The sequence below is a fragment of the Burkholderia sp. HI2714 genome, from assembly GCF_002223085.1.
GTDB lineage: Bacteria > Pseudomonadota > Gammaproteobacteria > Burkholderiales > Burkholderiaceae > Burkholderia > Burkholderia lata_D.
Genome location: NZ_NKFM01000027.1, coordinates 84017 through 105732, shown reverse-complemented (window position 1 = coordinate 105732; position 21716 = coordinate 84017). Strand labels below are relative to the sequence as shown.

At 69.1% G+C, this 21716-nt stretch carries 20 protein-coding genes and 1 riboswitch; of the genes, 7 read left to right on the top strand and 13 right to left on the bottom strand.

Annotated features, from left to right (window positions below; genetic code table 11):
- Positions 1-160 precede the first annotated feature (160 nt).
- Entirely contained in the window at positions 161-1816 is a 1656-nt protein-coding gene (locus CFB82_RS15140; RefSeq protein WP_089484550.1) for a hypothetical protein, read from the top strand.
- 16 nt (positions 1817-1832) lie between these two features.
- Here the strand turns inward: CFB82_RS15140 and lnt are convergent, their stop codons facing one another.
- From lnt to CFB82_RS15105, 8 genes are all read right to left on the bottom strand, one after another.
- Positions 1833-3521 (bottom strand): apolipoprotein N-acyltransferase, encoded by a 1689-nt coding sequence (gene lnt, locus CFB82_RS15135; RefSeq protein ID WP_089484549.1) that lies wholly within the window; start codon positions 3519-3521, stop codon positions 1833-1835.
- Between the two features lie 52 nt (positions 3522-3573).
- Complete coding sequence (locus tag CFB82_RS15130; protein ID WP_039360042.1) at positions 3574-4461, bottom strand: HlyC/CorC family transporter; 888 nt, start codon at positions 4459-4461, stop codon at positions 3574-3576.
- Between the two features lie 308 nt (positions 4462-4769).
- A complete protein-coding gene (locus CFB82_RS43230) occupies positions 4770-4922 on the bottom strand; it encodes a hypothetical protein (RefSeq protein WP_174943434.1) in 153 nt (50 codons plus the stop codon).
- 70 nt (positions 4923-4992) lie between these two features.
- Positions 4993-5625, bottom strand: coding sequence for a gamma-glutamylcyclotransferase (locus tag CFB82_RS15125; protein ID WP_089484548.1), 633 nt, complete (start codon positions 5623-5625; stop codon positions 4993-4995).
- 12 nt (positions 5626-5637) lie between these two features.
- Positions 5638-6414 carry an rRNA maturation RNase YbeY gene (gene ybeY / locus CFB82_RS15120; protein ID WP_069248807.1) on the bottom strand — a complete coding sequence of 259 codons (777 nt, stop codon included), beginning with the start codon at positions 6412-6414 and terminating at the stop codon, positions 5638-5640.
- A gap of 142 nt (positions 6415-6556) precedes the next feature.
- The gene (locus CFB82_RS15115; RefSeq protein ID WP_069248806.1) at positions 6557-7603 is read right to left on the bottom strand and encodes a PhoH family protein; all 1047 of its coding nucleotides are present in this window, start codon (positions 7601-7603) and stop codon (positions 6557-6559) included.
- 25 nt (positions 7604-7628) lie between these two features.
- Positions 7629-9002 carry a tRNA (N6-isopentenyl adenosine(37)-C2)-methylthiotransferase MiaB gene (gene miaB, locus CFB82_RS15110; RefSeq protein ID WP_069248805.1) on the bottom strand — a complete coding sequence of 458 codons (1374 nt, stop codon included), beginning with the start codon at positions 9000-9002 and terminating at the stop codon, positions 7629-7631.
- A 216-nt stretch (positions 9003-9218) separates the two neighbouring features.
- Positions 9219-10160, bottom strand: a complete 942-nt coding sequence (locus tag CFB82_RS15105) for a LysR family transcriptional regulator (protein ID WP_089484547.1) — start codon at positions 10158-10160, stop codon at positions 9219-9221.
- A gap of 144 nt (positions 10161-10304) precedes the next feature.
- On the opposite strand from CFB82_RS15105, the gene CFB82_RS15100 reads away from it, so the two are divergent.
- The 3 genes from CFB82_RS15100 (at position 10305) to ribB (ending at position 13563) form a co-directional block, all read left to right on the top strand.
- Positions 10305-11480 (top strand): MFS transporter, encoded by a 1176-nt coding sequence (locus tag CFB82_RS15100; protein WP_089484546.1) that lies wholly within the window; start codon positions 10305-10307, stop codon positions 11478-11480.
- A gap of 218 nt (positions 11481-11698) precedes the next feature.
- A complete protein-coding gene (locus CFB82_RS15095; protein WP_069248802.1) occupies positions 11699-12400 on the top strand; it encodes a helix-turn-helix domain-containing protein in 702 nt (233 codons plus the stop codon).
- A 185-nt stretch (positions 12401-12585) separates the two neighbouring features.
- A riboswitch (FMN riboswitch) is annotated at positions 12586-12734 on the top strand.
- A 118-nt stretch (positions 12735-12852) separates the two neighbouring features.
- Entirely contained in the window at positions 12853-13563 is a 711-nt protein-coding gene (gene ribB / locus CFB82_RS15090; RefSeq protein WP_039360016.1) for a 3,4-dihydroxy-2-butanone-4-phosphate synthase, read from the top strand.
- Positions 13564-13662: 99 nt separating this feature from the next.
- Here the strand turns inward: ribB and CFB82_RS15085 are convergent, their stop codons facing one another.
- The 5 genes from CFB82_RS15085 to CFB82_RS15065 form a co-directional block, all read right to left on the bottom strand.
- Positions 13663-14349, bottom strand: coding sequence for an HAD family hydrolase (locus CFB82_RS15085; protein WP_069248801.1), 687 nt, complete (start codon positions 14347-14349; stop codon positions 13663-13665).
- Positions 14350-14601: 252 nt separating this feature from the next.
- Positions 14602-15588 carry an inositol 2-dehydrogenase gene (iolG, locus tag CFB82_RS15080; protein WP_089484545.1) on the bottom strand — a complete coding sequence of 329 codons (987 nt, stop codon included), beginning with the start codon at positions 15586-15588 and terminating at the stop codon, positions 14602-14604.
- 71 nt (positions 15589-15659) lie between these two features.
- Complete coding sequence (locus tag CFB82_RS15075) at positions 15660-16487, bottom strand: TIM barrel protein (protein ID WP_089484544.1); 828 nt, start codon at positions 16485-16487, stop codon at positions 15660-15662.
- 38 nt (positions 16488-16525) lie between these two features.
- Positions 16526-17548 (bottom strand): xylose isomerase, encoded by a 1023-nt coding sequence (locus CFB82_RS15070; protein WP_089484543.1) that lies wholly within the window; start codon positions 17546-17548, stop codon positions 16526-16528.
- 156 nt (positions 17549-17704) lie between these two features.
- Entirely contained in the window at positions 17705-18769 is a 1065-nt protein-coding gene (locus CFB82_RS15065; protein WP_089484542.1) for a LacI family DNA-binding transcriptional regulator, read from the bottom strand.
- A 172-nt stretch (positions 18770-18941) separates the two neighbouring features.
- On the opposite strand from CFB82_RS15065, the gene CFB82_RS15060 reads away from it, so the two are divergent.
- From CFB82_RS15060 to CFB82_RS15050, 3 genes are read left to right on the top strand one after another with little or no spacing between them, the layout of a single operon-like run.
- On the top strand, positions 18942-20024 hold the full coding sequence (locus CFB82_RS15060) for a fatty acid desaturase family protein (protein WP_089484541.1): 1083 nt from the start codon (positions 18942-18944) through the stop codon (positions 20022-20024).
- A gap of 36 nt (positions 20025-20060) precedes the next feature.
- Positions 20061-20369, top strand: a complete 309-nt coding sequence (locus CFB82_RS15055; RefSeq protein WP_089446355.1) for a non-heme iron oxygenase ferredoxin subunit — start codon at positions 20061-20063, stop codon at positions 20367-20369.
- A 4-nt stretch (positions 20370-20373) separates the two neighbouring features.
- Positions 20374-21624 (top strand): NAD(P)/FAD-dependent oxidoreductase, encoded by a 1251-nt coding sequence (locus tag CFB82_RS15050; RefSeq protein ID WP_089484540.1) that lies wholly within the window; start codon positions 20374-20376, stop codon positions 21622-21624.
- Positions 21625-21716: the final 92 nt, after the last annotated feature.

Here is a 21716-nt window from a genome sequence, read left to right as displayed (position 1 = left end):
CCCCGTTCGGGCGGCCTGCGCGGGCGTGACCGGCGCCCGCCGGGCGGCCGCGTGCGGCCCGTCGCGACGCGCGTGCCGCGCGGCTTCGCGCGGGCGTTAAGATGCGCGTATTGCGGTGCGCGCGACGCGTGCCGCGCCACCGCTAGCCGACTCCGACTGCATGGACGATCCGACCGATATCCTCATTCCGCTGCTTCCGCCCTTCCTCGCGCTGCTCGGGCAGGCCGCCGATGCGCAGGCGCGCGGCGAGCATGCCGCGCACGATCTGTGGCTCGCCGCCGCCGCGCATCTGCATGCGGTCGACGCCGATGCGCTCGCGCAACTCACCGGCGCGCTCGTCTCGCGGCAGCGTACGGCCGATGCGGTCGCGCTCGCCGAATGCGCGGCGCGCGTGCAGCCGGGCGCGACCGCGCACTTCAATCACGGCTACGCGCTGCAGATGGCGGGCCGGCACGCGGACGCCGTGGCGCCGTATCGCGCGGCGCTGGCGCTCGATGCCGACCGGCCATCGCTGCGCAACAACCTCGCGATCGCGCTGCGGCTGTCGGGTAGCGGCCGCGCGGAGGAGATCGCGCTGCTCGAAGCGGCGGTGCGCTTCGATCCACGCGACGTGCAGGCGTGGATCAATCTCGTCGTCGCGCGGCTCGCGACGCACGACCTGGACGCCGCGCTCGCGTGCGCGGCGCGGCTCGTCGAGCTCGCGCCCGACAACGCGCTCGCGATGAACAACGTCGCGCTGGCGATGAAGGAGGCGCAGCGCTGGGACGACGCCGAGGGCTACGCGGCGCGCGCGTGCGAGCTGGCGCCCCACGACGCGTCGTACCGTTTCAACCTGGCGATCATCCAGCTCGTGCGCGGCAATTACGCGGCCGGCTGGCGCGGCCACGAGGCGCGCTGGGACGGCGCGGGCGAGTTGCGCGGCCGCCGGCCGGTGTTGCCGGGCCCGCGCTGGCAGGGCGAGCCGCTCGCCGGCAAGACGCTGCTCGTGTGGGGCGAGCAGGGGCTCGGCGACGTGCTGCAGTTCTGCCGCTTCGTCGCGCCGCTCGCCGAGCGCGTGCATCGCGAGGGCGGCCGGCTCATCTGGAATACGTTCCCGCTGGTGGGCACGCTGATGCAGCGCAGCCTCGGCGCGCATGCGGACGCATTCAGCGCGGGCGGCGGCGTCGAATTGCTGCCGGCCTTCGATTACGAAGTGCCGCTGATCGGCCTGCCGCTGATGCTCGGCATGGAAGCGTCGACGCTTGCGTCGTCGGTGCCGTATCTGCGGGCCGATCCGCATGCGCGCGATGCGTGGCGCGCGCGGCTCGCGGGCGACTGCCGGCTGAAGGTCGGGCTCGTGTGGACGGGCAGCGCGGGGCACCAGCGCAATCCGTTCCGGCGGGTCGGGCTCGAGCGCTATGCCGACGCGTTCCGCGGGATCGACGGCGTCGCGTTTTATTCGCTGCAGCCGGGCGCGAACGCGGAGATCGAGGCGGCGCGCGCGGCCGGCTTCGCGATCGAGGACGTCACGGCGGAACTGACGAGCTTCGACGATACGGCCGCGTTCATCGGCGCGCTGGATCTCGTGATCACCGTGTGCACGTCGGTCGCGCACCTGGCGGGTGCGCTCGGTGCGCGCACCTGGGTGCTGCTCGACGTGAATCCGCACTGGCCGTGGCTGCTCGAACGCAAGGACAGCCCGTGGTACCCGACCGCGACGCTGTACCGGCAACCGGTGTTCGGCGCGTGGGAACCGGTGATGGAGGAGGTGAGCCGCGACCTGCGGCGCCTCGCCGCGCAGCCGGTTCAAGCGGAGGAGCCGACCCGGCAGGCCTGAGCGGCCGCCCGTTGCGTCATTCCGGCTGGTCGTCGCCGCTCTTCTTGCCGTTGCGCCGGCGCAGCCCGGGGCCGAACGTGAAGCCGAACGCGAGCAGCACGAGCGACGCCGCGAGCACGATGTTGTTGCCGCTCGTCACGTAGGGCGTGAAGCCGCTGGTGCCTTCGATCCGCACGTCGAGCGAGCCGATCGTGAACGGCTTCAGCTGCCCGAGCACGCGGCCTTGCGCATCGATCGCGGCCGTCATCCCCGTGTTGGTCGAGCGCAGCATCGGCCGGCCCGTCTCGAGCGAGCGCATCCGCGCGATCTGCAGGTGCTGGTCGAGCGCGATCGTGTCGCCGAACCACGCGAGGTTCGTCACGTTGACGAGCACGCCCGGCGGCTGCGGATTGTCGCGGATCGACGCGGCGATTTCCTCGCCGAACAAGTCCTCGTAGCAGATGTCGGCCATCACGGGCTGGTTGTGCACGAGGAACGGCTTCTGCACGAGTGCGCCGCGCGCGAAGTCGCCGAGCGGCATCTTCATCAGGTCGACGAACCACCGGAAGCCCCACGGGATGAATTCGCCGAAGGGCACGAGGTGGTGCTTGTCGTAGTGATAGATGTCACGCGAATTCGGCGTCACGCCATACAGGCTGTTCGTATAGTCGACGTAGTGGCCGTCCTCGGTCACCGATGCGCCGACCGCGCCGAACAGCACGGCCGAGCCCGTCGTGTCGCTGAACTTGCGGATCGCGACGGCGAACGGCTCGGGCAGCTCCTGGATCATCACCGCGATCGCGGTTTCGGGCGTGACGATCAGGTCGGCCGGCTTCTCGATGATCATCTGCGTGTACATCTTGATCGCCGCGTCGATGCCCGCTTCCTCGAACTTGATGTCCTGCTTCACGTTCCCTTGCAGCAGCCGCACCGTGAGCGGCTTGTTCGCGGGCACGGTCCACGTGACCTGCGACAGGCCGAGACCGACCGCGATCAGCGCGACCGCGATGCCGGCCGGCGCGGCGATGCGCACGCGTGCATTGCCGGCGCGGGGTTCGGCGAGCGGCGACGGCCGGGCGGCGGCGAGCGCCTGCACGACCAGCGCGGCGAACAGCGCGAGCACCCACGCGATTCCGTACACGCCGGCGACCGGCGCGAAGCCCGCGAACGGGCCGTCGACCTGCGGATAGCCGCTGGCGAGCCACGGGAAGCCGGTGAAGACGGTGCCCCGCAGCCATTCACCGAGTGCCCAGGCGCTCGCGAACGCGAATGCGCCGTGCCAGGTCGGCGAGAACGGCCGCGGGTCGGGCGTGCGGCGATGCCACGCATGGCCCGCGCAGAACGACCACAGCCCGGCGGAGAACGCCGGATACAGCGACAGGTACAGCGAGAACAGCACGAGCGCGCCGCCCGCGAGCGGCGCGGCCATCTCGCCGTACACGTGCATGCTGATGTAGAGCCACCAGACGCCGGTGATGAAGTTGCCGAAGCCGAACGCGCCGCCGGTGAGCGCGGCGCTGCGCCAGCTTGCGGTACGTGTGAGCTGCGCGAAAAACCAGACGAATACGACGAGTTGCAGCCAGCCGCCATGCGGCGTCGGTGCGAAGCTGAGCGTATTGGCTGCGCCGGCGAGCAGCGCGGCCGGGTAGTGCCAGCGCGGCAGCGCGCGGCCGGGTGTCGGCGCGAGAAGGCCGCCAGCCGGGCGGGACAGGATCGGATCGTCCATGTGAAGCGGAAGAGGGCGAGCGGTTGTGGAACGCGCGGCTGGCGCGCGACGGTCAGTCCTCGTGCGAGGCTTCGGCGCGACGGCTGGCGAGCGGGTTGCGGCGCACCAGCAGTACGTGGACCTGGCGTGCATCGCCGCGCTGGATCTCGAACACGAGGTTGCCGAGCTGCAGCTTCTCGCCGCGATGCGGGACGCGGCCGAAATGATGCGTGATCAGCCCGCCGATCGTGTCGACTTCGTCGTCGGGGAAATCGGTGCCGAACGTCTCGTTGAACTGCTCGATCTCGGTGAGCGCGCGTACGCGGTAGCGGCCGTCGGGCCCCGAGATGATGTTGCCGGCTTCCTCGTCGAAGTCGTATTCGTCCTCGATGTCGCCGACGATCTGCTCGAGCACGTCCTCGATCGTGATCAGGCCGGCGACGCCGCCGTATTCGTCGACGACGATCGCGAGGTGGTTGCGGTTCACGCGGAAGTCGTGCAGCAGCACGTTCAGGCGCTTCGATTCGGGAATGAACACGGCCGGGCGCAGCATCCCGCGCACGTCGAATTCCTCTTCGGCATAGAAGCGCAGCAGATCCTTCGCGAGCAGCACGCCGATGACGTTGTCGCGGTTCTCCTCGTACACGGGGTAGCGCGAGTGCGCCTTCTCGAGGACGAACGGGATGAAATCTTCGGGCTTGTCGGCGATGTTGATCGCGTCCATCTGGGCGCGCGGCACCATGATGTCGCGTGCGCACAGGTCGGATACCTGGAAAACGCCTTCGATCATCGACAGCGAATCGGCGTCGATCAGGTTGCGCTCGTGGGCATCCTGGAGGATTTCCAGCAGCTCGCCGCGGGATTCGGGCTCGGGCGAGATGAAGTCGGTCAGGCGCTCGAGCAGCGAGCGCTTTTCTTGCGGTTTGTCGGTTAGCTTACGACTGGGATACGAATCGTTCATGGTGGTGCGCCCGGGTCATGCCGGAGCGCGCTGTCACGGAGTAGGCAAGGATACACCAAGGGCACGACGCGACCGTGTCACACCGGCCGCACGGCCAGGGTGGGCGGCTCGCGCGGGCCCGCTCGCGGACGGCCGCGCCGGGCGCGGCATCATCCTCGGTTCCATCCTATCGCAGAAAAGCGCGGCGGGGCAGCGGCGGCAAAAAACGGGTGCGGAAGGGGCGGGGCGCCGTGACGCGGGAAAACGTCCGGCGGAGGCCGCCCGGGGCGGCATTCTGTCGCACGCGGGTTGTGTCGCCGCGCCGCGGTTCAGAACCGCATGCCGGCCGAGCAGCCGCCGGCGGCCGCGCCGTTGGTCGCGGCGCCGCCGCAGCCCAGGATTCCGCAGCCGGACAGCGCGACGCTTGCGGCGACGATCAGCGCGGCCATCTTGCAATGCGACCAGCGTGACGGTTTCATCATCGGGAGTGCCCTCGTTCCAATGCGCACGCGGCGCGGCAGCGCGTGGCGGCAAGCCGGGCGCCGTGCCGCATCACCGGCATCGCGCGAGCAGCCCTTCCAGTGCGCGATCGGGGATGCCGCTCGCGCGCAGCGCGTCGACCGTGCGGCTCACGTAGTCGAGCGTCGTGCCGTAGCGGCCGGCCGCGCAGCCGAACACTTCCTTCACGACGGGATCGGGCAGCTTGCCCGTGTAGGTGGGCGCATCGCGGCGCATCACGAACGCGAGCGCGTTCACGCGTTCGCCGTTTTCCAGCGAGCACGGCAACCAGGCGGGCCGGTACGAGCCCATCGGCATTTCGCGCTTCCACAACGTTTCGAGGTGCGGTTGCGCGGTCGGGCCGGCGAGCCGGAATGCGATGCCCGAGCAGGAGCCGCCGCGATCGAGCGCGAGCACGAGGCCCGGGCGTTCGGGGGTGCCGCGGTTCACGCGCGACCACAGGTAGAGCCCGCGGTGATAGCCGTGCACTTTGCCGCGCACGGCGGCGACGGTCGGCAACCCCGGGTTCCAGATCAGCGAGCCATAGCCGAACAGCCAGATATCCTGCTGGCCGTCCCAGTCGCGCATCGTGTGCGCGAGCGACGCCGCGAGCTCGTCTTCCGTCAGCAGACGGCCTTCGCCGATCGACGGCGGGTAGGCGGGCGGCAGCATCGCGGCGTTACGCATCGGGCGGAGGGCTTACTGGTACGGGTTCGGGAAACCCAGCTTCGCGAGGATGTCGACTTCGAGCGCTTCCATTTCGGCTGCGTCCTCGTCGCTCGTCTCGTGGTCGTAGCCCTGCGCGTGCAGCGCGCCGTGCACCAGCAGGTGCGCGTAGTGGGCCGTGAGCGGCTTGCCCTGGTCGTGCGCTTCCTTCTCGACGACCGGGCAGCACAGCACGAGGTCGCCGATCACGGTGCCGTCGGGTGCCGCGTCGTACGCGAAGGTCAGCACGTTGGTCGGGTAGTCCTTGTGGCGGTAGCCGGCGTTCAGCGTGCGGCCTTCTTCTTCGCCGACGAAGCGCACGGTGAGCTGTGCGCTGGCGAACAGCGCGGGCTCGATCCACTCGGCGATCAGCTTGCGCTTGGGTAGCGTCTTGCGCACGTCGCTCGTGATTTCATCACCGTATTGCACGGACAGGTCGAGCTCCGGCTCGCGCAGCGCGTCTTCGGTGTCGTCTTCGCGCGGGGCGGGCTCGGCGCCCACGTGCAGCGTCACGCTGTCGTAGTGCTCGGGCTGCAGCGCGAGCTTCGCGCGCATGGCCGGATCGTTGTGCTGCGCGACGATCGCGACGGCGGCTTCTCCCGAACTGCCCGACAGGTCGAACATCAGGCTGCGGCCATCCGGGAAGTCGATTCGCAGCCCTTGCGCGTTGACGGTCCGGGCCTTGCCCTTCGCATCGAACAGCGACAGGCGGGGGGAGGCGGGCGCGGCGGACTTGGCGCGCTCGGACTTGCGGGAACGGGAGGATTTCATGACGCGTGCGGCGATTAGGACGCGTTGAGGATACACCAAACGGCCGATCGCACCCGAATTCGCCCAGGCGAAAAAAAGCCCGGCGCGCCGTCTGGCGGGCCGGGCCGTCATGCCGGGGCGGAGTAAAGGTGCCGCCTGCCGGTCAGCCGTCCTGGTGCTGCGCGTGGAATTCGTCGTACGCCTCGACGATGCGCGCGACGAGCGGATGGCGCACGACGTCCGCGCTCGTGAAGCGCGTGAGCGCGATGCCGCGTACGCCGCCGAGCACCTGCTGCGCCTCGACGAGGCCGCTCTTGTGGCCGCGCGGCAGGTCGACCTGGCTCGTGTCGCCGGTCACCACCGCCTTCGAGCCGAAGCCGATCCGCGTGAGGAACATCTTCATCTGCTCGGGCGTCGTGTTCTGCGCCTCGTCGAGGATGATGAACGCGTGGTTCAGCGTGCGGCCGCGCATGTACGCGAGCGGCGCGATCTCGATCATCTGGCGCTCGAACATCTTCGCCGTCTTGTCGAAGCCGAGCAGGTCGTACAGCGCGTCGTACAGCGGACGCAGGTACGGGTCGACCTTCTGCGCGAGATCGCCCGGCAGGAAGCCGAGCCGCTCGCCGGCCTCGACGGCCGGGCGCGTCAGCACGATCCGCTTGACCTGGTCGCGCTCGAGCGCGTCGACCGCGCACGCGACCGCGAGGTAGGTCTTGCCGGTGCCGGCCGGCCCGATGCCGAACGTCACGTCGTGCGACAGGATCTGCTTCAGGTACTCGCGCTGCGCCGGCGTGCGGCCGCGCAGGTCGGCGCGCCGCGTGTAGAGCTTCGGCGCGGGCTCCTCGTCCGGCTCGCTGGCGTCGAGCTGCACGACGGGCTCGTCGAACGGATGGTCGGGGTCGCCGCGAAAGCGCACGTCGAGCGTGTCCTGGCGGCCGTTGCCGGACGTGTGGCGCACTTCGACCAGCGCGAGCTGGATGTCGTCGACCGACAGCGCATCGCGCGCGCGGTTGTAGAAGTTCTCGAGTGCGGTGAGCGCGAGCTTGGCGCCGCGCCCGCGGATCGCGATCCGGTGGCCGCGCCGCGACAGCGTGACGTCGAGCGCCTGTTCGATCTGCCGCAGGTTCTCGTCGAGCGGGCCGCAGAGGTTGGCGAGGCGCGCGTTGTCGTCGCGCGGCGCGACGAATTCCAGTGCTTGGGTCGGCTTCAAAGTGGCGTCGGGCTCCTGTTGAGCGTCAGTGCGTGGCCGCGCTCGCGTCGTCGCTGACGAGCACGAGCTCGCCGCGCAGCGAATGCGGGTAGGCGTGGTTGATCTTCACGTCGATCATCTGGCCGATCAGTCGCGGGTGCGACGCGAGCGGCGCCGGGAAATTCACGACCCGGTTGTTCTCGGTACGGCCCGCGAGTTCGTTCGGGTCCTTGCGCGACGGGCCCTCGACGAGGATCCGCTCGACCTTCCCGACCATCGACTGGCTGATGCGCGCGACGTTTTCCTCGATGGTCGCCTGCAGATGTTGCAGGCGTTTGAGCTTCACTTCGCGCGGCGTGTCGTCGTGCAGGTTCGCGGCCGGCGTGCCGGGGCGCGGGCTGTAGATGAACGAGAAGCTGGTGTCGTAGCGCATCTCGTGCACGAGCGCCATCATCTTGTCGAAATCGTCCTCGGTCTCGCCGGGGAAGCCGACGATCATGTCGGTCGACAGCGACAGGTCCGGGCGGATCGCGCGGAGCTTGCGGATCACCGACTTGTATTCGAGCACCGTATAGCCGCGCTTCATCGCCATCAGGATGCGGTCGGAGCCGTGCTGGACGGGCAGGTGCAGGTGGCTCACGAGCTTCGGCACCTTTGCGTAGGTGTCGATCAGGCGCTGCGTGAATTCCTTCGGGTGCGACGTCGTGTAGCGGATCCGCTCGATGCCGGGGATGTCGGCGACGTATTCGATCAGCGTCGCGAAATCGGCGATTTCCGACGAGCCGGCCGCCAGCGCGCCGCGATACGCGTTCACGTTCTGGCCGAGCAGCGTGACTTCGCGCACGCCCTGGTCGGCGAGGCCGGCCACTTCGGTCAGCACGTCGTCGAGCGGGCGCGACACTTCATCGCCGCGCGTGTACGGCACCACGCAGTAGCTGCAGTACTTCGAGCAGCCTTCCATGATCGATACGAACGCGCTTGGCCCCTCGACGCGCGCGGGCGGCAGGTGATCGAACTTCTCGATTTCGGGGAACGAGATGTCGACCTGCGCACGGCCGCTCTCGCGGCGCGCGTCGATCATCTGCGGCAGGCGGTGCAGGGTTTGCGGGCCGAACACGAGGTCGACGTACGGCGCGCGCGACACGATCGATGCGCCTTCCTGGCTTGCCACGCAGCCGCCGACGCCGATCAGCAGGCCGGGCTTCGCTTCCTTCAACTCGCGCACGCGGCCGAGATCGGAGAACACCTTCTCCTGCGCCTTTTCACGCACCGAGCACGTGTTGAACAGGATGATGTCCGCGTCTTCCGGCGTATCGGTCTTTTCGAGGCCTTCGGCCGCATTCAGCACGTCCACCATCTTGTCCGAGTCGTACTCGTTCATCTGGCAGCCGAAGGTCTTTACGTAAACTTTTTTGGTCATGGGGGTTCGCCGTTCGCAGTGGTTGACCTGGGGGCGTCGTCTGTAAGGTGAATCGGGACGGCCGTGCGCTGCACGCGAAGGGCGCGCAGCCAGCACGAAAAGCCGTCGGGAAAGCCTTTCATTATAGCTTTTCATGCCGACCGGGACCGGCGGCGGGTTGCGGCCGCGCGACGCCGTCCACCACGTTCCGACCCCTTGGCGTCGGGCCGCCGGCCGTCAGCGGCACGCGTTCAGCAGGTCTTCGTGCGCGGTTTCCTCGCGCGCGAAGCGTTCGGCGAGAAAGTCGAGGAGCACGCGCACGCGCGGCGCCATGTAGCGCTTGCCCGGATAGATCGCGTGCAGCGGCGCGCTCTGGTGCCGCCAGTCCGGGAGCAGGACCTTGAGCCGCCCGGCGCGGATGTCGTCGGCGACATCCCAGATCGAATTCAGCACGATCCCGCGGCCGCGCAGCGCCCACTCGCGGGCAAGGCCGCCGTCGTTGGTCTCGAACGCGGTGGCGAGCGGCACCGTGCAGGTCTGCATTTCGTCGCCTCCGTCGCCGCGCGTGAAGCGCCACGTGTTCATCGGGCCGGACGCCACCGTGATCACGTTGCACGGAAAGCGGGCCAGATCGTGCGGGTCACTCGGCATGCCGTGGCGTTCGATGAAAGACGGCGCCGCGCACGGCACGCGCCGGTCCGCGGCGAGCCGGCGGGCGATCAGCGCGCCGTCGGGCGGCGCCGCGAAGCGGATCGCGAGATCGATCTCGTCCTGCCACAGGTTCACCGTCGAGTCGGACGCCGTCAGCGAGAACGTCACGTCCGGGTAGCGCGCGGTGAATTCGTCGAGCCAGTCGAGCAGCCGGCGGCGGCCGAAATCGGACGTCGCCGACAGCCGCACCCGGCCGCCGACGACGTTGCGGCCGGCCTGCAGCAGCGCGTTGGCGTCGTCGAGCGCCTGCAATGCCTGCCGGCAGCCTGTCAGGTACAGGCGGCCCTCGTCGGTGAGCCGCAACTGCCGGGTCGAACGGTCGAACAGCCGGGTGGCGACCGCCGCCTCGAGCTTCGCGAGCCGCGCGCTCGCGGCGGCCGGCGTGAGGTTCAGCTTGCGCCCGGCGGCGGACAGGCTGCCGAGTTCGGCCGCCTCGACGAACAGCCGGATATCGCCCAGTCGATCCATACGATTTTCCAGAAATATTTGAAAATGGTTCAAATGCCACGCCAATTATCAAATATCGCCATCTTCGGGACAATGCGCACATCCTGCCTTTTGTGCGGTGCGGCACCGACCGGGCGCCGCAGCCGCCGCCTTCCGGAGAACGTCATGCCCATTCCGCTCCTGGCGCTCGCGATCAGCGCCTTCGCCATCGGCACCACCGAATTCATCATCATGGGCCTGCTGCCCGAAGTCGCGCGCGACCTCGCCGTGTCGCTGCCGTCGGCCGGCCTGCTCGTCACCGGCTACGCGCTCGGCGTCGCGGCCGGCGCGCCGCTGCTCGCGGTGCTGACGAGCCGCATGCCGCGCAAGGCCGCGCTGCAGTGGCTGATGGCGATCTTCATCGTCGGCAACGTGCTGTGCGCGACCGCGTCCGGCTACGCGATGCTGATGGTCGCGCGCGTCGTCACGTCGTTCGCGCACGGGTCGTTTTTCGGGATCGGCGCGGTGGTCGCCGCGTCGCTCGTGCCGGCCGACAAGCGCGCGAGCGCGATCGCGCTGATGTTCACGGGGCTCACGCTGTCGAACGTGCTCGGCGTGCCGTTCGGCACCTTCGTCGGCCAGTTGCTCGGCTGGCGCGCGTCGTTCTGGATCGTCGCCGCGCTCGGCGTGCTGTCGCTCGGCGGCATCGCCGCGCTGGTGCCGAACCGCCACGACAGCGGGCCGGTCGGACTCGGCCACGAAGTGCGCGTGCTGAAGGAGCCGCAGGTGTGGCTCGCACTGCTGATGACCGTGCTCGGCTTCGGCGGCGTGTTCGTCGTGTTCACGTACATCGCGCCGATTCTCCAGACCGTGTCGGGCTATTCGCCGCGCGCGGTCGCGCTGATCCTCGTCCTGTTCGGCGCGGGGCTGACGATCGGCAACACGCTCGGCGGCAAGCTCGCCGACCGCGCGCTGATGCCGTCGCTGATCGCGATCCTCGTTGCGCTGATGGCCGTGATGGTCGTGTTCGCCAGGACGAGCCACCATCCGGTCGCCGCGGCCGTCACCGTGTTCGTATGGGGGATCGCCGCATTCGCGACGGTGCCGCCGCTCCAGGCGCACGTTGTCGAGAAGGCTGCGAGCGCGCCGCATCTCGCATCGACGCTGAACATCGGCGCGTTCAACGTCGGCAATGCGCTCGGCGCGTGGCTCGGCGGCCTTGCGCTGGAACGCGGCCTGGCGCTCGATGCGCTGCCCTGGGTGGCCGTCGCGGTGACGTTCGCGGCGCTCGTCGTCACGTGGTTCGCGATGCGGCTCGACGCGCGCGGGCCGGCGCGCGGCACGGCGCCGGCGGCGCAATGAACGGTGCAGCCTGCGGCGCCGGCACGACGCGATAGCGGCAGGAAAAGGTTCGCGAGGAACGCATTCCTCCGCGATGCTGATAACGGTGTGAAGATAACTTCGTTTGCCGGTGCAAGGCCGGGTGATAGCGTCTCGATACGCGCCGTTGCTGGCGCAACCCGATTCCGATCCCGGCTTACCCCATACGCAGGGCTGCACCGCGGCCCGGAGGCAATGCTATGTCTTCATCCCTGGCGCTCGTGCGCGACGTGTCTTCCTTCGAATCCGGCAACGCCGCCGATGCGCGGGCGTCCGCGTCGCTCGACGTTCTCGAACAGGTCGTCGGTGTGAACCTCGCGCGGTTGCGCGCCGAGCGGCAGCTGTCGCTCGATGCGCTCGCGCGGCTGTCCGGCGTGTCGCGCGCGATGCTCGCGCAGATCGAGTCGGCGCGCAGCGTGCCGTCGATCAAGGTGCTCTGCAAGATCGCCGCGGCGCTGAAGGTATCGGTCGCCGCCTTCCTGCGCCGCCATGCGGTGAACGGCTTCGAGCACCTGGCGGCCGAGCGTGCGTCGCGGGTCGTCAGCTCGAACGGCCGCTTCTCGGCGCGGGCGCTGTACCCGGAAGGCGAGCCGGCCGCGGCCGAGTTCCACGAGCTGCGGATCGCGCCGCTGCATACGGAGCCGGGCGCCCGCCGCGCGCCCGGCACGACGGTCAACCTCGTCGTCAGCGAGGGCACGCTCGAAGTCAGCGTGCACGACCGCCGCCAGTTGCTCGCGACCGGCGACGCGATCGTGTTCGATGCCGACCAGCCGTACAGCCTGCGCAACCCGGGTGACAGCGAGGCGCGCGCATTCCGTGTGACGGTGAGCCCCGAGGTGCCGCCGCGCTGGCTCGTGCCCGATGCGGCGCACGCGGCACATGCCGCGCACGCGGCCGGCTGACCGCGCAACGCAGGCCGCACGGAAGCGGCCCGCGTGCTCGCCGTTCGGACGAGCACGCGGGTCGTCCGTCGGCCGGTTGGACGATGCCGTTAGACGGAGTCGTCAGTAAGGTTTTACGCAGTGTTCGCTGCGCAGCTGTTGTATGCTTGGCCCGCCGTCGATGGGGTTGGCCCATCCGGCAATCAGTGCGTCTTCAGGGCGGGGTGAAATTCCCCACCGGCGGTAGGCTGGCGTAAGCCGGCGAGCCCGCGAGCGCCCGTGCATCCGCGCGGGGTCAGCAGATCTGGTCGAATGCCAGAGCCGACGGTCATAGTCCGGATGAGAGAAGATGTGCAGATAGTCATGTCCGTCAGGGCCGCTTCGCGATGTGTGCGAAGCGGGTTGTCGTTCTGTCTGTTTGCAATGCCCTGAAACGTTTTTCGCCCAAATCGTATTTGCGAGGAGCGTTTCACATGTCCTTGATGTCCGTTTCGTCGGCACCCGCCGACGCCTTTGCCGATCTCCCGTTGCTGGATTCCGAACCGGTGCCGCCGCGCATCGCCGCCGCGCTCGAAGCGATGCGCGCCGGCCGTGCCGTGGTGCTGCAGGACGACCACGATCGCGAGAACGAAGCCGACCTGATCGTTGCCGCCGAGCGCATCACGCCCGAGACGATGGCACTGCTGATCCGCGAATGCAGCGGCATCGTGTGCCTGTGCCTGACCGACGATACCGTGCGTGCGCTCGAGCTGCCGCCGATGGTGCAGACCAACGAGAGCCGCAACGGCACTGCGTTCACCGTGTCGATCGAGGCGCGCGAAGGCGTGCATACGGGCGTATCGGCGGCCGATCGCGTCACCACGATCCGCGCGGCGATCGCAGAAGGGGCGAAGCCGCACGACATCGTGCGCCCGGGCCACGTGTTTCCGTTGCGTGCGCAACCGGGCGGCGTGCTGGCGCGCCGCGGTCACACCGAAGGCACGGTCGACCTGTCGATCCTCGCGGGCCTGAAGCCGGCCGGCGTGCTGTGCGAACTGATGAATCCGGATGGCACGATGACGCGCGGCGACGATGTCGAGCGTTTCGCGCAACAGCACGGGCTGCCGATGCTGACGATCGCGGAGCTCGTCGAGTTCCGCGAGGCGCTGGCCGCCGCGCGCGAGCGCTGCTGCGAACCGGCCTGAGGGAAAGGAAGGGCGGGCGCGTTCGCGCCCATGACACGGCGTGCGTGAACCGGCGCACGCCGGATCGGCCCGATCAGCTTGATCGGGCCGGCACGACCATCAGGACTGTACGTCCCCGAATTCGCCGCGCATGCCGGCTTCGACGAACGCCGGCAGTTCGTCCATCCTGCGCATGATCCGCGTGATGCCCATCGCGCGCAGTGCATCCGCGTAATTGTCGGGGATGTGGCTCGCGCCGACGAACGCGATCGTCTTCATGCCTGCCGCCCGCGCGGCATTCAGCCCCGACACGCTGTCCTCGACGACGATGCAGCGCTCCGGCGCGACGCCGAGCGTGTGCGCCGCATGCAGGTAGACGTCGGGGTAGGGCTTCGGCCGCGCCACCTGTTCGGAGCTGAACACGCGATCGCCGAAGATCTCGGTGAGCGCCGCGCGCTTCAGCGAGCTGCGCACGCGTGCGAGCCGGCTGTTCGACACGACGGCCGCCGGCAGGCTCACCTTCAGCAGCGCGTCGCGCACGCCGGAGATCGGCGCGAGCGATTGCGCGAGTGCGCTCTCGATGTTGTGCTCGATGGTCTCGATGAAGTTGGCCGGCATTTCGATCCCGAAGCGGGATTCGATTCCCGCCAGGAAGCGCGACGTCTGCTGGCCGAACGCCGACTTGGCGGCGGCTTCGAAGTCGAGATTCGGGAACGTGGCGGACAGCGTGTCGAGCAGGACGCGGTCGGCAATGATTTCGCTGTCGACGAGCACGCCGTCGCAGTCGCAGATGAGGTGATCGAGCATGGTGGTGAAAAAGCGGGATGTCGGCGACGCAGATCAATTCGCCATCATACGTGCTTTCACGCGCACGCCGCGCGACGCTTCGGCAAATTTTCCCGACGCGATCGCGCGCTGACCGTGTCTCGTCCGGGTGGGTTGCCGATCGTCCGGCGGCGGCCCGCTTGTGCGGTTCGCCGCCGCCTGTCGCCGCTTGTCACCGCCTGTCACCGCCTGTCACCGCCTGTCGCCGCCTGTCACCGCCTGTCGCCGGTGACGTCACAGCTCCATTACGCGCCCCGTTTTCCACGACGTCATCGCGGCCTCGGCCAGTTCGAGTGCGGCGAGCCCGTCGTCGATCGTCGTGCGGACCGGCGTGCCGTCGCGCAGCGCATCGACGAAGTGCGCGATCTCGGCTGCGTACGCATGCCGGTAGCGTTCGAGGAAGAACGGCTCCGGCACATCCGTCGCGATGCCGGCCGCGAGCCACGCGCTCACCTCGGTCGGCCGCACGTTGCCGGCCTGCAGCATCCCGCTGCTGCCGAGCAGCTCGAAACGCTGGTCGTAGCCGTACGCGGCGCGCCGCGACGTGTTGATTTGGCACAGCAGCCCGCGCCGCGTGCGGATCGTCACGGCCGTCGAATCGATGTCGCCCGCGTCGTGCACGGCCGGATCGGTCAGGCAGCTGCCGGTCGCGTGCAGCGTCTGCGCTTCGTCGCCGAGGATCCAGCGGAATACGTCGAAGTCGTGGATCAGCATGTCCTTGAAGATGCCGCCCGAGCTGCGGATGTAGTCGACGGGCGGCGCGCCCGGATCGCGGCTCGTGACGACCAGCATTTCCGGTGCGCCGATCTCGCCGCGCTCGACGCGCGCCTTCAGCGCGGCGAACGTCGGGTCGAAGCGGCGCTGGAAGCCGATCATGCAGGTCACGCCGCTGCGCCGGACGGCGTCCGCGCACGCACGCGAGCGCTCGACGGTCAGGTCGACGGGCTTCTCGCAGAATATGGCCTTGCCCGCATTCGCGGCCGCGACGATCAGGTCCGCATGCGTGTCGGTGCTCGATGCGATCACGACCGCCCGGACGTCCGGATCGCCGAGTGCGCGCTCGACGTCGGCCACCTGCGCGCCGTGCGCGTGAGCCAGCGCTTCAGCCGACGGCGCATGCCGGTCGACGACGTACTTCAGCTTCGCGCCCGGATGGCGCGCGAGATTCGCCGCGTGGATCTTGCCGATCCGTCCCGCGCCGAACAACGCGAATTCGATCATTCCGTTCTCCTGTTGATTTCGTGGATTTACGCCGGTACGCAGTTGCAGTTGGCTGTGTACCGTGGTGGCGGTCATTGATTCGCCAGTGCGCCGCACACGTAGTCGATGCTCGTCCGCAGCCGGTTCTCGATGTCGTCGGCTTCGGCGATTTCTTGCGCGAACGGCTCGAACGAGAACGCGCCGCGGTAGCCGCGCGCAAGCAGTTCGCGCAGTTGCCGGATATTGCCGAGCCGGTCGGCGCCGCCGACCAGCACGCGATGGCCGTCGCGCATCCGGTCGACCGGCAGGTCGTCCTCCTCGACGCCCGAGATGTGCACGAGGCCCGTCAGGTTCGGGAAGAAGATGTCCTCGCCCGACAGGTGATGATGAAACGTGTCGTGCACGAGGCGGAACACCTGTTCGCCCGCCGCATCGTAGATGCCTTTTACCGCATCCGACTTGCGGCGCAGCGCGCATTCCTCGAAGCCGAGCGGCTCGATGAAGCCGAGCAGGCCGCGCGCGTCGAGGATCGGCTTGAGCGCCTTCAGCGCCTTCACGAGATCCGCATGGCGCACGTCCGCGCTGCGCGTGTCGCTCCGGCTGTTGGTCGGGCACAGCACCAGCGCACGCGCGCTGCATTGCGCCGCGTAGTCGGCCAGCACGGTCGCCTCGTCCGCGCGCTCGGCGTTCCATTGCTCGAAGCGCTGCAGCGCGTTGATCGTCAGGATCGTCACGCCGCCGGCCTCGGCCGTTGCGCGCACGGCGGCGGCCGGCGTGCCATCGTTGATCTCGACGCCGTCGAGATCGTTGCGGATCTCGATCGTGTCGATGCCGAGGCGCTGGCACAGCGCGACGTAACGGTCGAACGGCAAGCGCGGTGCGCTCATCCGGTTCAGCGAAAAATGGAGGGCTTGCGTCATCGTTCTGTCCTTGGGTCTCGAGTGGGGGCGGGGGCGAATCAGGTGCCGGTGTGCGCGACGTCGGCGGCCGGCGGCGCGGCGAGGGCACGCCACGTGTCGCGCAGCCAGTGCGCACATGCGACGTTGTTGTCGAAGATCGAATAGCGCGCGCCGCCGCCGTAGTCGGGAAACGGGATGAATTCGCAACTGATCTGCTCGACGCGCGCCGGCTGTACGTGGGCCAGCGCGTGCAGCAACTGCCGAAGCGCGGCCTTCCACGTGTCGAGTTCATCCGCGCGCCATGCGCCGTGATAGGTGCCTGGAGCCGGCGCGACGAACGGGTACTGGATGCCGCGCCCGGGCCTGCCGTCGGCGCGGCGCATCCACGGATTGTCCGGATTGTTCGGCATCACGCTGCGCGCATGTGCATGCCGGACCCAGCCGCACGCGATCCAGTCGGCGTAGAGGGCGTCGGGCGATGCGGGGTCGAGCAACCGCCGGCCGCCGTCGGCCGCGTCGCGGATGCCCGACGCATCGAGTTCGGTGTGGTTGCCGATCTTGAACAGCAGGTGCGAATGATCGAGCGTGATCCGGAACGGCACGCCGGCCTGCTCGACAAGCCGTGCGACGCGTGCGATGCGCGTGAAATCCTCGCTCCACATGTCGACGTGCACTTCGAGGCTCGGCAGGCAGCCAGCCGGCTCGCCGCGCTCGTAGGTCCGCAGGTAGAAATCGGCGATCTCGCGGTCGGACAGCGGATGGCCGTCCGCGTGATGCGCATGCAGCTGGCAGTTGAGCACCGTGCTGCCGAAGCGCGCGCCCGCGTCGACGATCTCGGCGACGTGTGTTTCGTCACGGCCCGCGCACCAGATGCCGCCGATCACGCGAATCGGCAGCGCATGGCGTTCGACCAGCGCGAAATACGGCGACAGGTCCTCGCCGCGCGTCGGGTTCTTCTCGACGTAGTCGAACACACCGGCGCCGGCGACCCTCCGGAAGCGTTCGGCGGGTGTGGGCAACGGCAGGCCGTCGTGTTCGAGCACGCCGTCGAGGTTCACGCCGATGAGGATCGGTTCAGCCATCGTCTCCTGTCCGCCGTTGTCATGGGATTGGCTGCCCAATGTACGGAGGCGCGGCGCGGGCTGCATGACAAACGTTGACGAAAAATCGCCAATGCGGCGGTCGATTTTTTCGCAATGCGCATGCGGCGCGACAGACGGTGTGCCGGGCGTTCGAATTCAGGCCGGCAGGTACGCGCTCGTCCTCACGTTAGCCGGACAGAACACGCGGAATTCGACCGGATCGGCCGGTGGCGGCTGTTCGACGATCCCGCACGCATGCAGCACGTGCTGCAGCGCGGAAATCACCTGGCCGTCCGGATCCTGGTCGATCGCGAGATCCATCGCGCCGGATTCGATGAAGCTGCGGTGCAGGTCGATCATCTCGTGGCCGATCCACACGACGCGGCCGGCCGCGCCGGCCTTGCGCAGCGCCGCTTCGATGCCGGCCGAGCCGGCGCCGCTGTTGTAGATCGCGACCACGTCGTCGTGCGCCTGCAGCGCCTTCGTCACCGCGCGGTAGCAGCGATCGTCCTGGTCGAGCGTCTCGACCGGCTCGTCGTCGCAGCGGACGGCCGCGAACGCTTCGGCGAGCTGGTCGCGGCAGCCGGCCATCCGGTCGGCGTGCGCGCGGTAGCCCATGCGCCCGCCGAGCAGCAGCACGCGGCCGGGGCATGCCGCCAGGCGGCCGATGTAATAGCCGGCCGTGCGCCCGGCCCGGTAGTTGTCGATGCCGGCGAAGTGCGTGCGGTCGATGCCGCCGATGTCGGTGACCATTGTCACGACGGTCTCGCCGCGCGCGATCGCGCCGGCCAGCGCGTCGCGCACGCGTGCCGTGTCGCGTGCCGTGACGATCAGCGCCGCGCGCCGGTAGGCGGGCCGTTCGATCAGCGCGGCGGCCCGCTCGTCGTCGGCGGCAGGCAGGATCGTCCGGTGCACGACCACGCGCCGGTCGAGCATCTGCAGCGAGCGCTGCAGCGCCAGCTGCAGCCGCCGGAAGAACGCCGCGTCGGTATCCGGCAGCAGCACGTCGACGTGGAGCAGCCCGTGCCGCGTGTCGGGCAGCTGGCGCGGCACGCCGAGCTGTCGCGCGGCCGCCACCACGCGTTCGCGGGCCTGCGCCGAGACGCTGCCGCGCTCGTTCAGCACGCGGTCGACGGTGGTCGTGCTGACGCCGGCGAGCGCCGCGATCTCGTCGAAGCGTGCGGTGCGCTTGCGCCAGCGCGGCCCGGATTCGCCTGCCATGGTTGTCTCCATCGTGGTGTCGCCATCGAGACGTGGCGATGCGGGGAACGCTAAAGCGATGGCGAAATTTCGTCAACGTTTCGATTGAGCGGGGGAGGCCGCGGGCCTAATTTTGATTCCGTGCCGAAGCGCTTGCCGCGCTTCCTACGAACAAGGAATCCAGGAGACGCACGTGGCTCATATCGACGACCAGGCGCACGACCGCGCGGCGGCGCGCCGTCAGGCATACCGGATGATCGGCGGCGCCGGCGAGCGCGCGCAGGCGGCCGGGCTCGCCAACGCCGAGTGGTATCGATGCCCGGTGCCGCGGCCGCTGATGAAGCAGCTGATGCAGCGTGGCGACGCGCGCGCGATCCGCGACACGCTGATCTGGTACGCGGCGATCGCGATCAGCGGCGTGCTCGCATGGCTGGCGTGGCGCGCACATTCGGCGTGGGCGATTCCCGCGTTCTTCGTGTACGGCACGCTCTACTGCAGCCCGGCCGACTCGCGCTGGCACGAATGCGGGCACGGCACCGCGTTCCGCACGCGCTGGATGAACGACGTGCTGTACCAGGTCGCGTCGTTCCAGGTGTTCCGCCGCGCGACGGCGTGGCGCTGGAGCCATGCACGCCATCATACCGATACGCTGGTCGTCGGGCGCGATCCGGAAATCGCCGCGCCGAAGCCGACCGACTGGCTCTCGCTCGCGCTGAACGTCGTCGCGCTGAAGCATGTGGCCGGCGAGCTGCGCAAGATGATCGCGACTGCCTTCACCGGCCGGCTCGACGACGAGGAATGCACCTACGTGCCCGAATCGGAGCGGCCGAAGGTGGTGCGCGAGTCTCGCATCCATCTCGCGGTGTACGCGCTCGTGACCAGTGCGTCGCTCTACTGGCACACGATCCTGCCGCTGCTCTACATCGGGCTGCCGAGCCTCTACGGCGCGTGGCTGTACCTGTATTTCGGCCTCACGCAGCACGCGGGCATGCCCGAGAACGTGCTCGATCACCGGCGCAACTGCCGGACCGTGATGATGAATCCGGTGTTCCGCTTCCTGTACTGGAACATGAACTACCACGTCGAGCACCACATGTTCCCGATGGTGCCGTTCCACGCGCTGCCGAAGCTGCACGAGGCCGTGAAGGCCGACATGCCGCCGCCGTACCGCAGCACGCTGGCCGCGTATGCGGAGATCGTGCCGGCGCTGGTCCGGCAGACGCGCGACCCGACCGATTACGTCGTGCGGCCCGTGCCGGATGCCGCGCGCGCCTGACCGACATCGACTCTTCCAACCCAGGAGACATGCAACATGACGCAATGGATCGACACCGGCGCGCTCGACGATATCGACGACGAAGATGTCGCGCGCTTCGACCATGCCGGCCATACGTACGCGATCTACCGCATCGACGGCGAAGTCTATGCGAGCGACGGCCTGTGCACGCACGAGCAAGTACATCTCGCGGACGGGCTCGTGATCGACCACGTGATCGAATGCCCGAAGCACAACGGGCGCTTCGACGTGCGCGACGGACGGCCGCTGTCCGCGCCCGCCTGCGAGAAGCTGCGCACGTATCGCGCGAAGATCGAAGGCGGCCGCATCCTGATCGAGGTGTGACGCGATGACGAACGACCGGGTGATGGCGATCGTCGGTGCGGGCCACGCGGGCGGCCGCGCGGCGCAGGTGTTGCGCGAATCCGGCTGGGGCGGGCGGATCGTGCTGATCGGCGCGGAGGCGCACCTGCCGTACGAGCGGCCGCCGTTGTCGAAGGGCGTGCTGACCGGCGAACGCAGCGCGGCGCAGTGCCGGTTGCGCGATCCGGAAGCATGGGCGGCCGATCGTATCGAGCCGGTCGTCGCGACGGTCGAGCGCATCGATCCGGGCGCACGCGAAGTGCGCGTGTCGGGTGGGCGCGTGTTCGGCTACGACGCGCTGCTGCTCGCGACCGGCGCCCGCGCGCGTCGCCTCACGATTCCGGGCGCGACGCTGGACGGCGTGTTTGCGTTGCGCACGCTCGACGACGCGGCGGCGCTCGGCACGCGGCTCGTGCCCGAGGCGCGGGTCGTGCTGATCGGCGGCGGCTTCGTCGGCCTCGAAGTCGCGGCGTCGGCGCGACTGCGCGGGTGCCGCGTGACGGTGCTCGATGCGGCGTCGCGCCTGCTCGGGCGCGCGGTGCCGGAGGCGATCGCGGCGCGCGTGCACGCGCTTCACGAACGGCAGGGCGTGGCCGTTCGCATGAACCGGAAGCCGGTTGCGATCGAGCGAATGGCGGGCGGCGCGCTGGCCGTCGTGCTCGACGACGGCGACACGCTGATCGCCGACACAGTCGTCACCGGCATCGGCATCGAGCCGGCCGACGAGCTGGCGCGTGAGGCGGGCCTCACCGTCGAGCGCGGCATCGTCGTGAACGATCGGCTCGAGACGTCGGCGCGCGGCATCTACGCAGCCGGCGACGTCGCGGTGTTTCCGAGTGTGCTGTCAGGGCGACTCGTCCGGCAGGAGACGTGGCACGGCGCCGAGACCCAGGCGCGCGTCGCCGCGCGCAACATGCTCGGCGCCGACGAGCCGTATCGCGAGACGCCATGGTTCTGGTCGGATCAATACGACGCGCAGTTGCAGGTGGCGGGAGAGCCGGCGCTTGGCGAGCGATCGGTCGCGCGCGTGCTCGGCGACGACGCGGAAATCCATTTCCATTTCGACGCCGGTGCGCGGCTCGTCGCCGCGAGCGGTTTCGGCCGCGTGTCCGGGTTCGTCAAGGACATGCGGGTGGCGAGAATGCTGGTCGAGCGCGGGATCGACGTGAGCCCGTCGGCTGTTGCGGATACGGGGGTGAAGCTGAAGTCGCTGGTCTCGGCCGAAGATGACCGGTAGCGAAAAACGAAGCGGCGAAGCGCGAGGGAAGGGGAACGAAGGAAGGAAAGCAAAACGCGCGGCGATGATTGCCGCGCGTTTCGGTCAAGCGA

Bases quoted from the DNA above. Each gene is read 5' to 3' on its own strand.
- CFB82_RS15105 (WP_089484547.1), bottom strand. From the start codon at position 10,160: ATGGATCGACTGGGCGATATCCGGCTGTTCGTCGAGGCGGCCGAACTC.
- CFB82_RS15130 (WP_039360042.1), bottom strand. From the start codon at position 4,461: ATGAACGATTCGTATCCCAGTCGTAAGCTAACCGACAAACCGCAAGAA.
- iolG (WP_089484545.1), bottom strand. From the start codon at position 15,588: ATGATCGAATTCGCGTTGTTCGGCGCGGGACGGATCGGCAAGATCCAC.
- CFB82_RS15100 (WP_089484546.1), top strand. From the start codon at position 10,305: ATGCCCATTCCGCTCCTGGCGCTCGCGATCAGCGCCTTCGCCATCGGC.
- CFB82_RS15125 (WP_089484548.1), bottom strand. From the start codon at position 5,625: ATGCGTAACGCCGCGATGCTGCCGCCCGCCTACCCGCCGTCGATCGGC.
- lnt (WP_089484549.1), bottom strand. From the start codon at position 3,521: ATGGACGATCCGATCCTGTCCCGCCCGGCTGGCGGCCTTCTCGCGCCG.
- CFB82_RS15050 (WP_089484540.1), top strand. From the start codon at position 20,374: ATGACGAACGACCGGGTGATGGCGATCGTCGGTGCGGGCCACGCGGGC.
- ribB (WP_039360016.1), top strand. From the start codon at position 12,853: ATGTCCTTGATGTCCGTTTCGTCGGCACCCGCCGACGCCTTTGCCGAT.
- CFB82_RS15085 (WP_069248801.1), bottom strand. From the start codon at position 14,349: ATGCTCGATCACCTCATCTGCGACTGCGACGGCGTGCTCGTCGACAGC.
- CFB82_RS43230 (WP_174943434.1), bottom strand. From the start codon at position 4,922: ATGATGAAACCGTCACGCTGGTCGCATTGCAAGATGGCCGCGCTGATC.
- CFB82_RS15055 (WP_089446355.1), top strand. From the start codon at position 20,061: ATGACGCAATGGATCGACACCGGCGCGCTCGACGATATCGACGACGAA.
- CFB82_RS15065 (WP_089484542.1), bottom strand. From the start codon at position 18,769: ATGGCAGGCGAATCCGGGCCGCGCTGGCGCAAGCGCACCGCACGCTTC.
- CFB82_RS15075 (WP_089484544.1), bottom strand. From the start codon at position 16,487: ATGACGCAAGCCCTCCATTTTTCGCTGAACCGGATGAGCGCACCGCGC.
- ybeY (WP_069248807.1), bottom strand. From the start codon at position 6,414: ATGAAATCCTCCCGTTCCCGCAAGTCCGAGCGCGCCAAGTCCGCCGCG.
- CFB82_RS15140 (WP_089484550.1), top strand. From the start codon at position 161: ATGGACGATCCGACCGATATCCTCATTCCGCTGCTTCCGCCCTTCCTC.
- miaB (WP_069248805.1), bottom strand. From the start codon at position 9,002: ATGACCAAAAAAGTTTACGTAAAGACCTTCGGCTGCCAGATGAACGAG.
- CFB82_RS15095 (WP_069248802.1), top strand. From the start codon at position 11,699: ATGTCTTCATCCCTGGCGCTCGTGCGCGACGTGTCTTCCTTCGAATCC.
- CFB82_RS15070 (WP_089484543.1), bottom strand. From the start codon at position 17,548: ATGGCTGAACCGATCCTCATCGGCGTGAACCTCGACGGCGTGCTCGAA.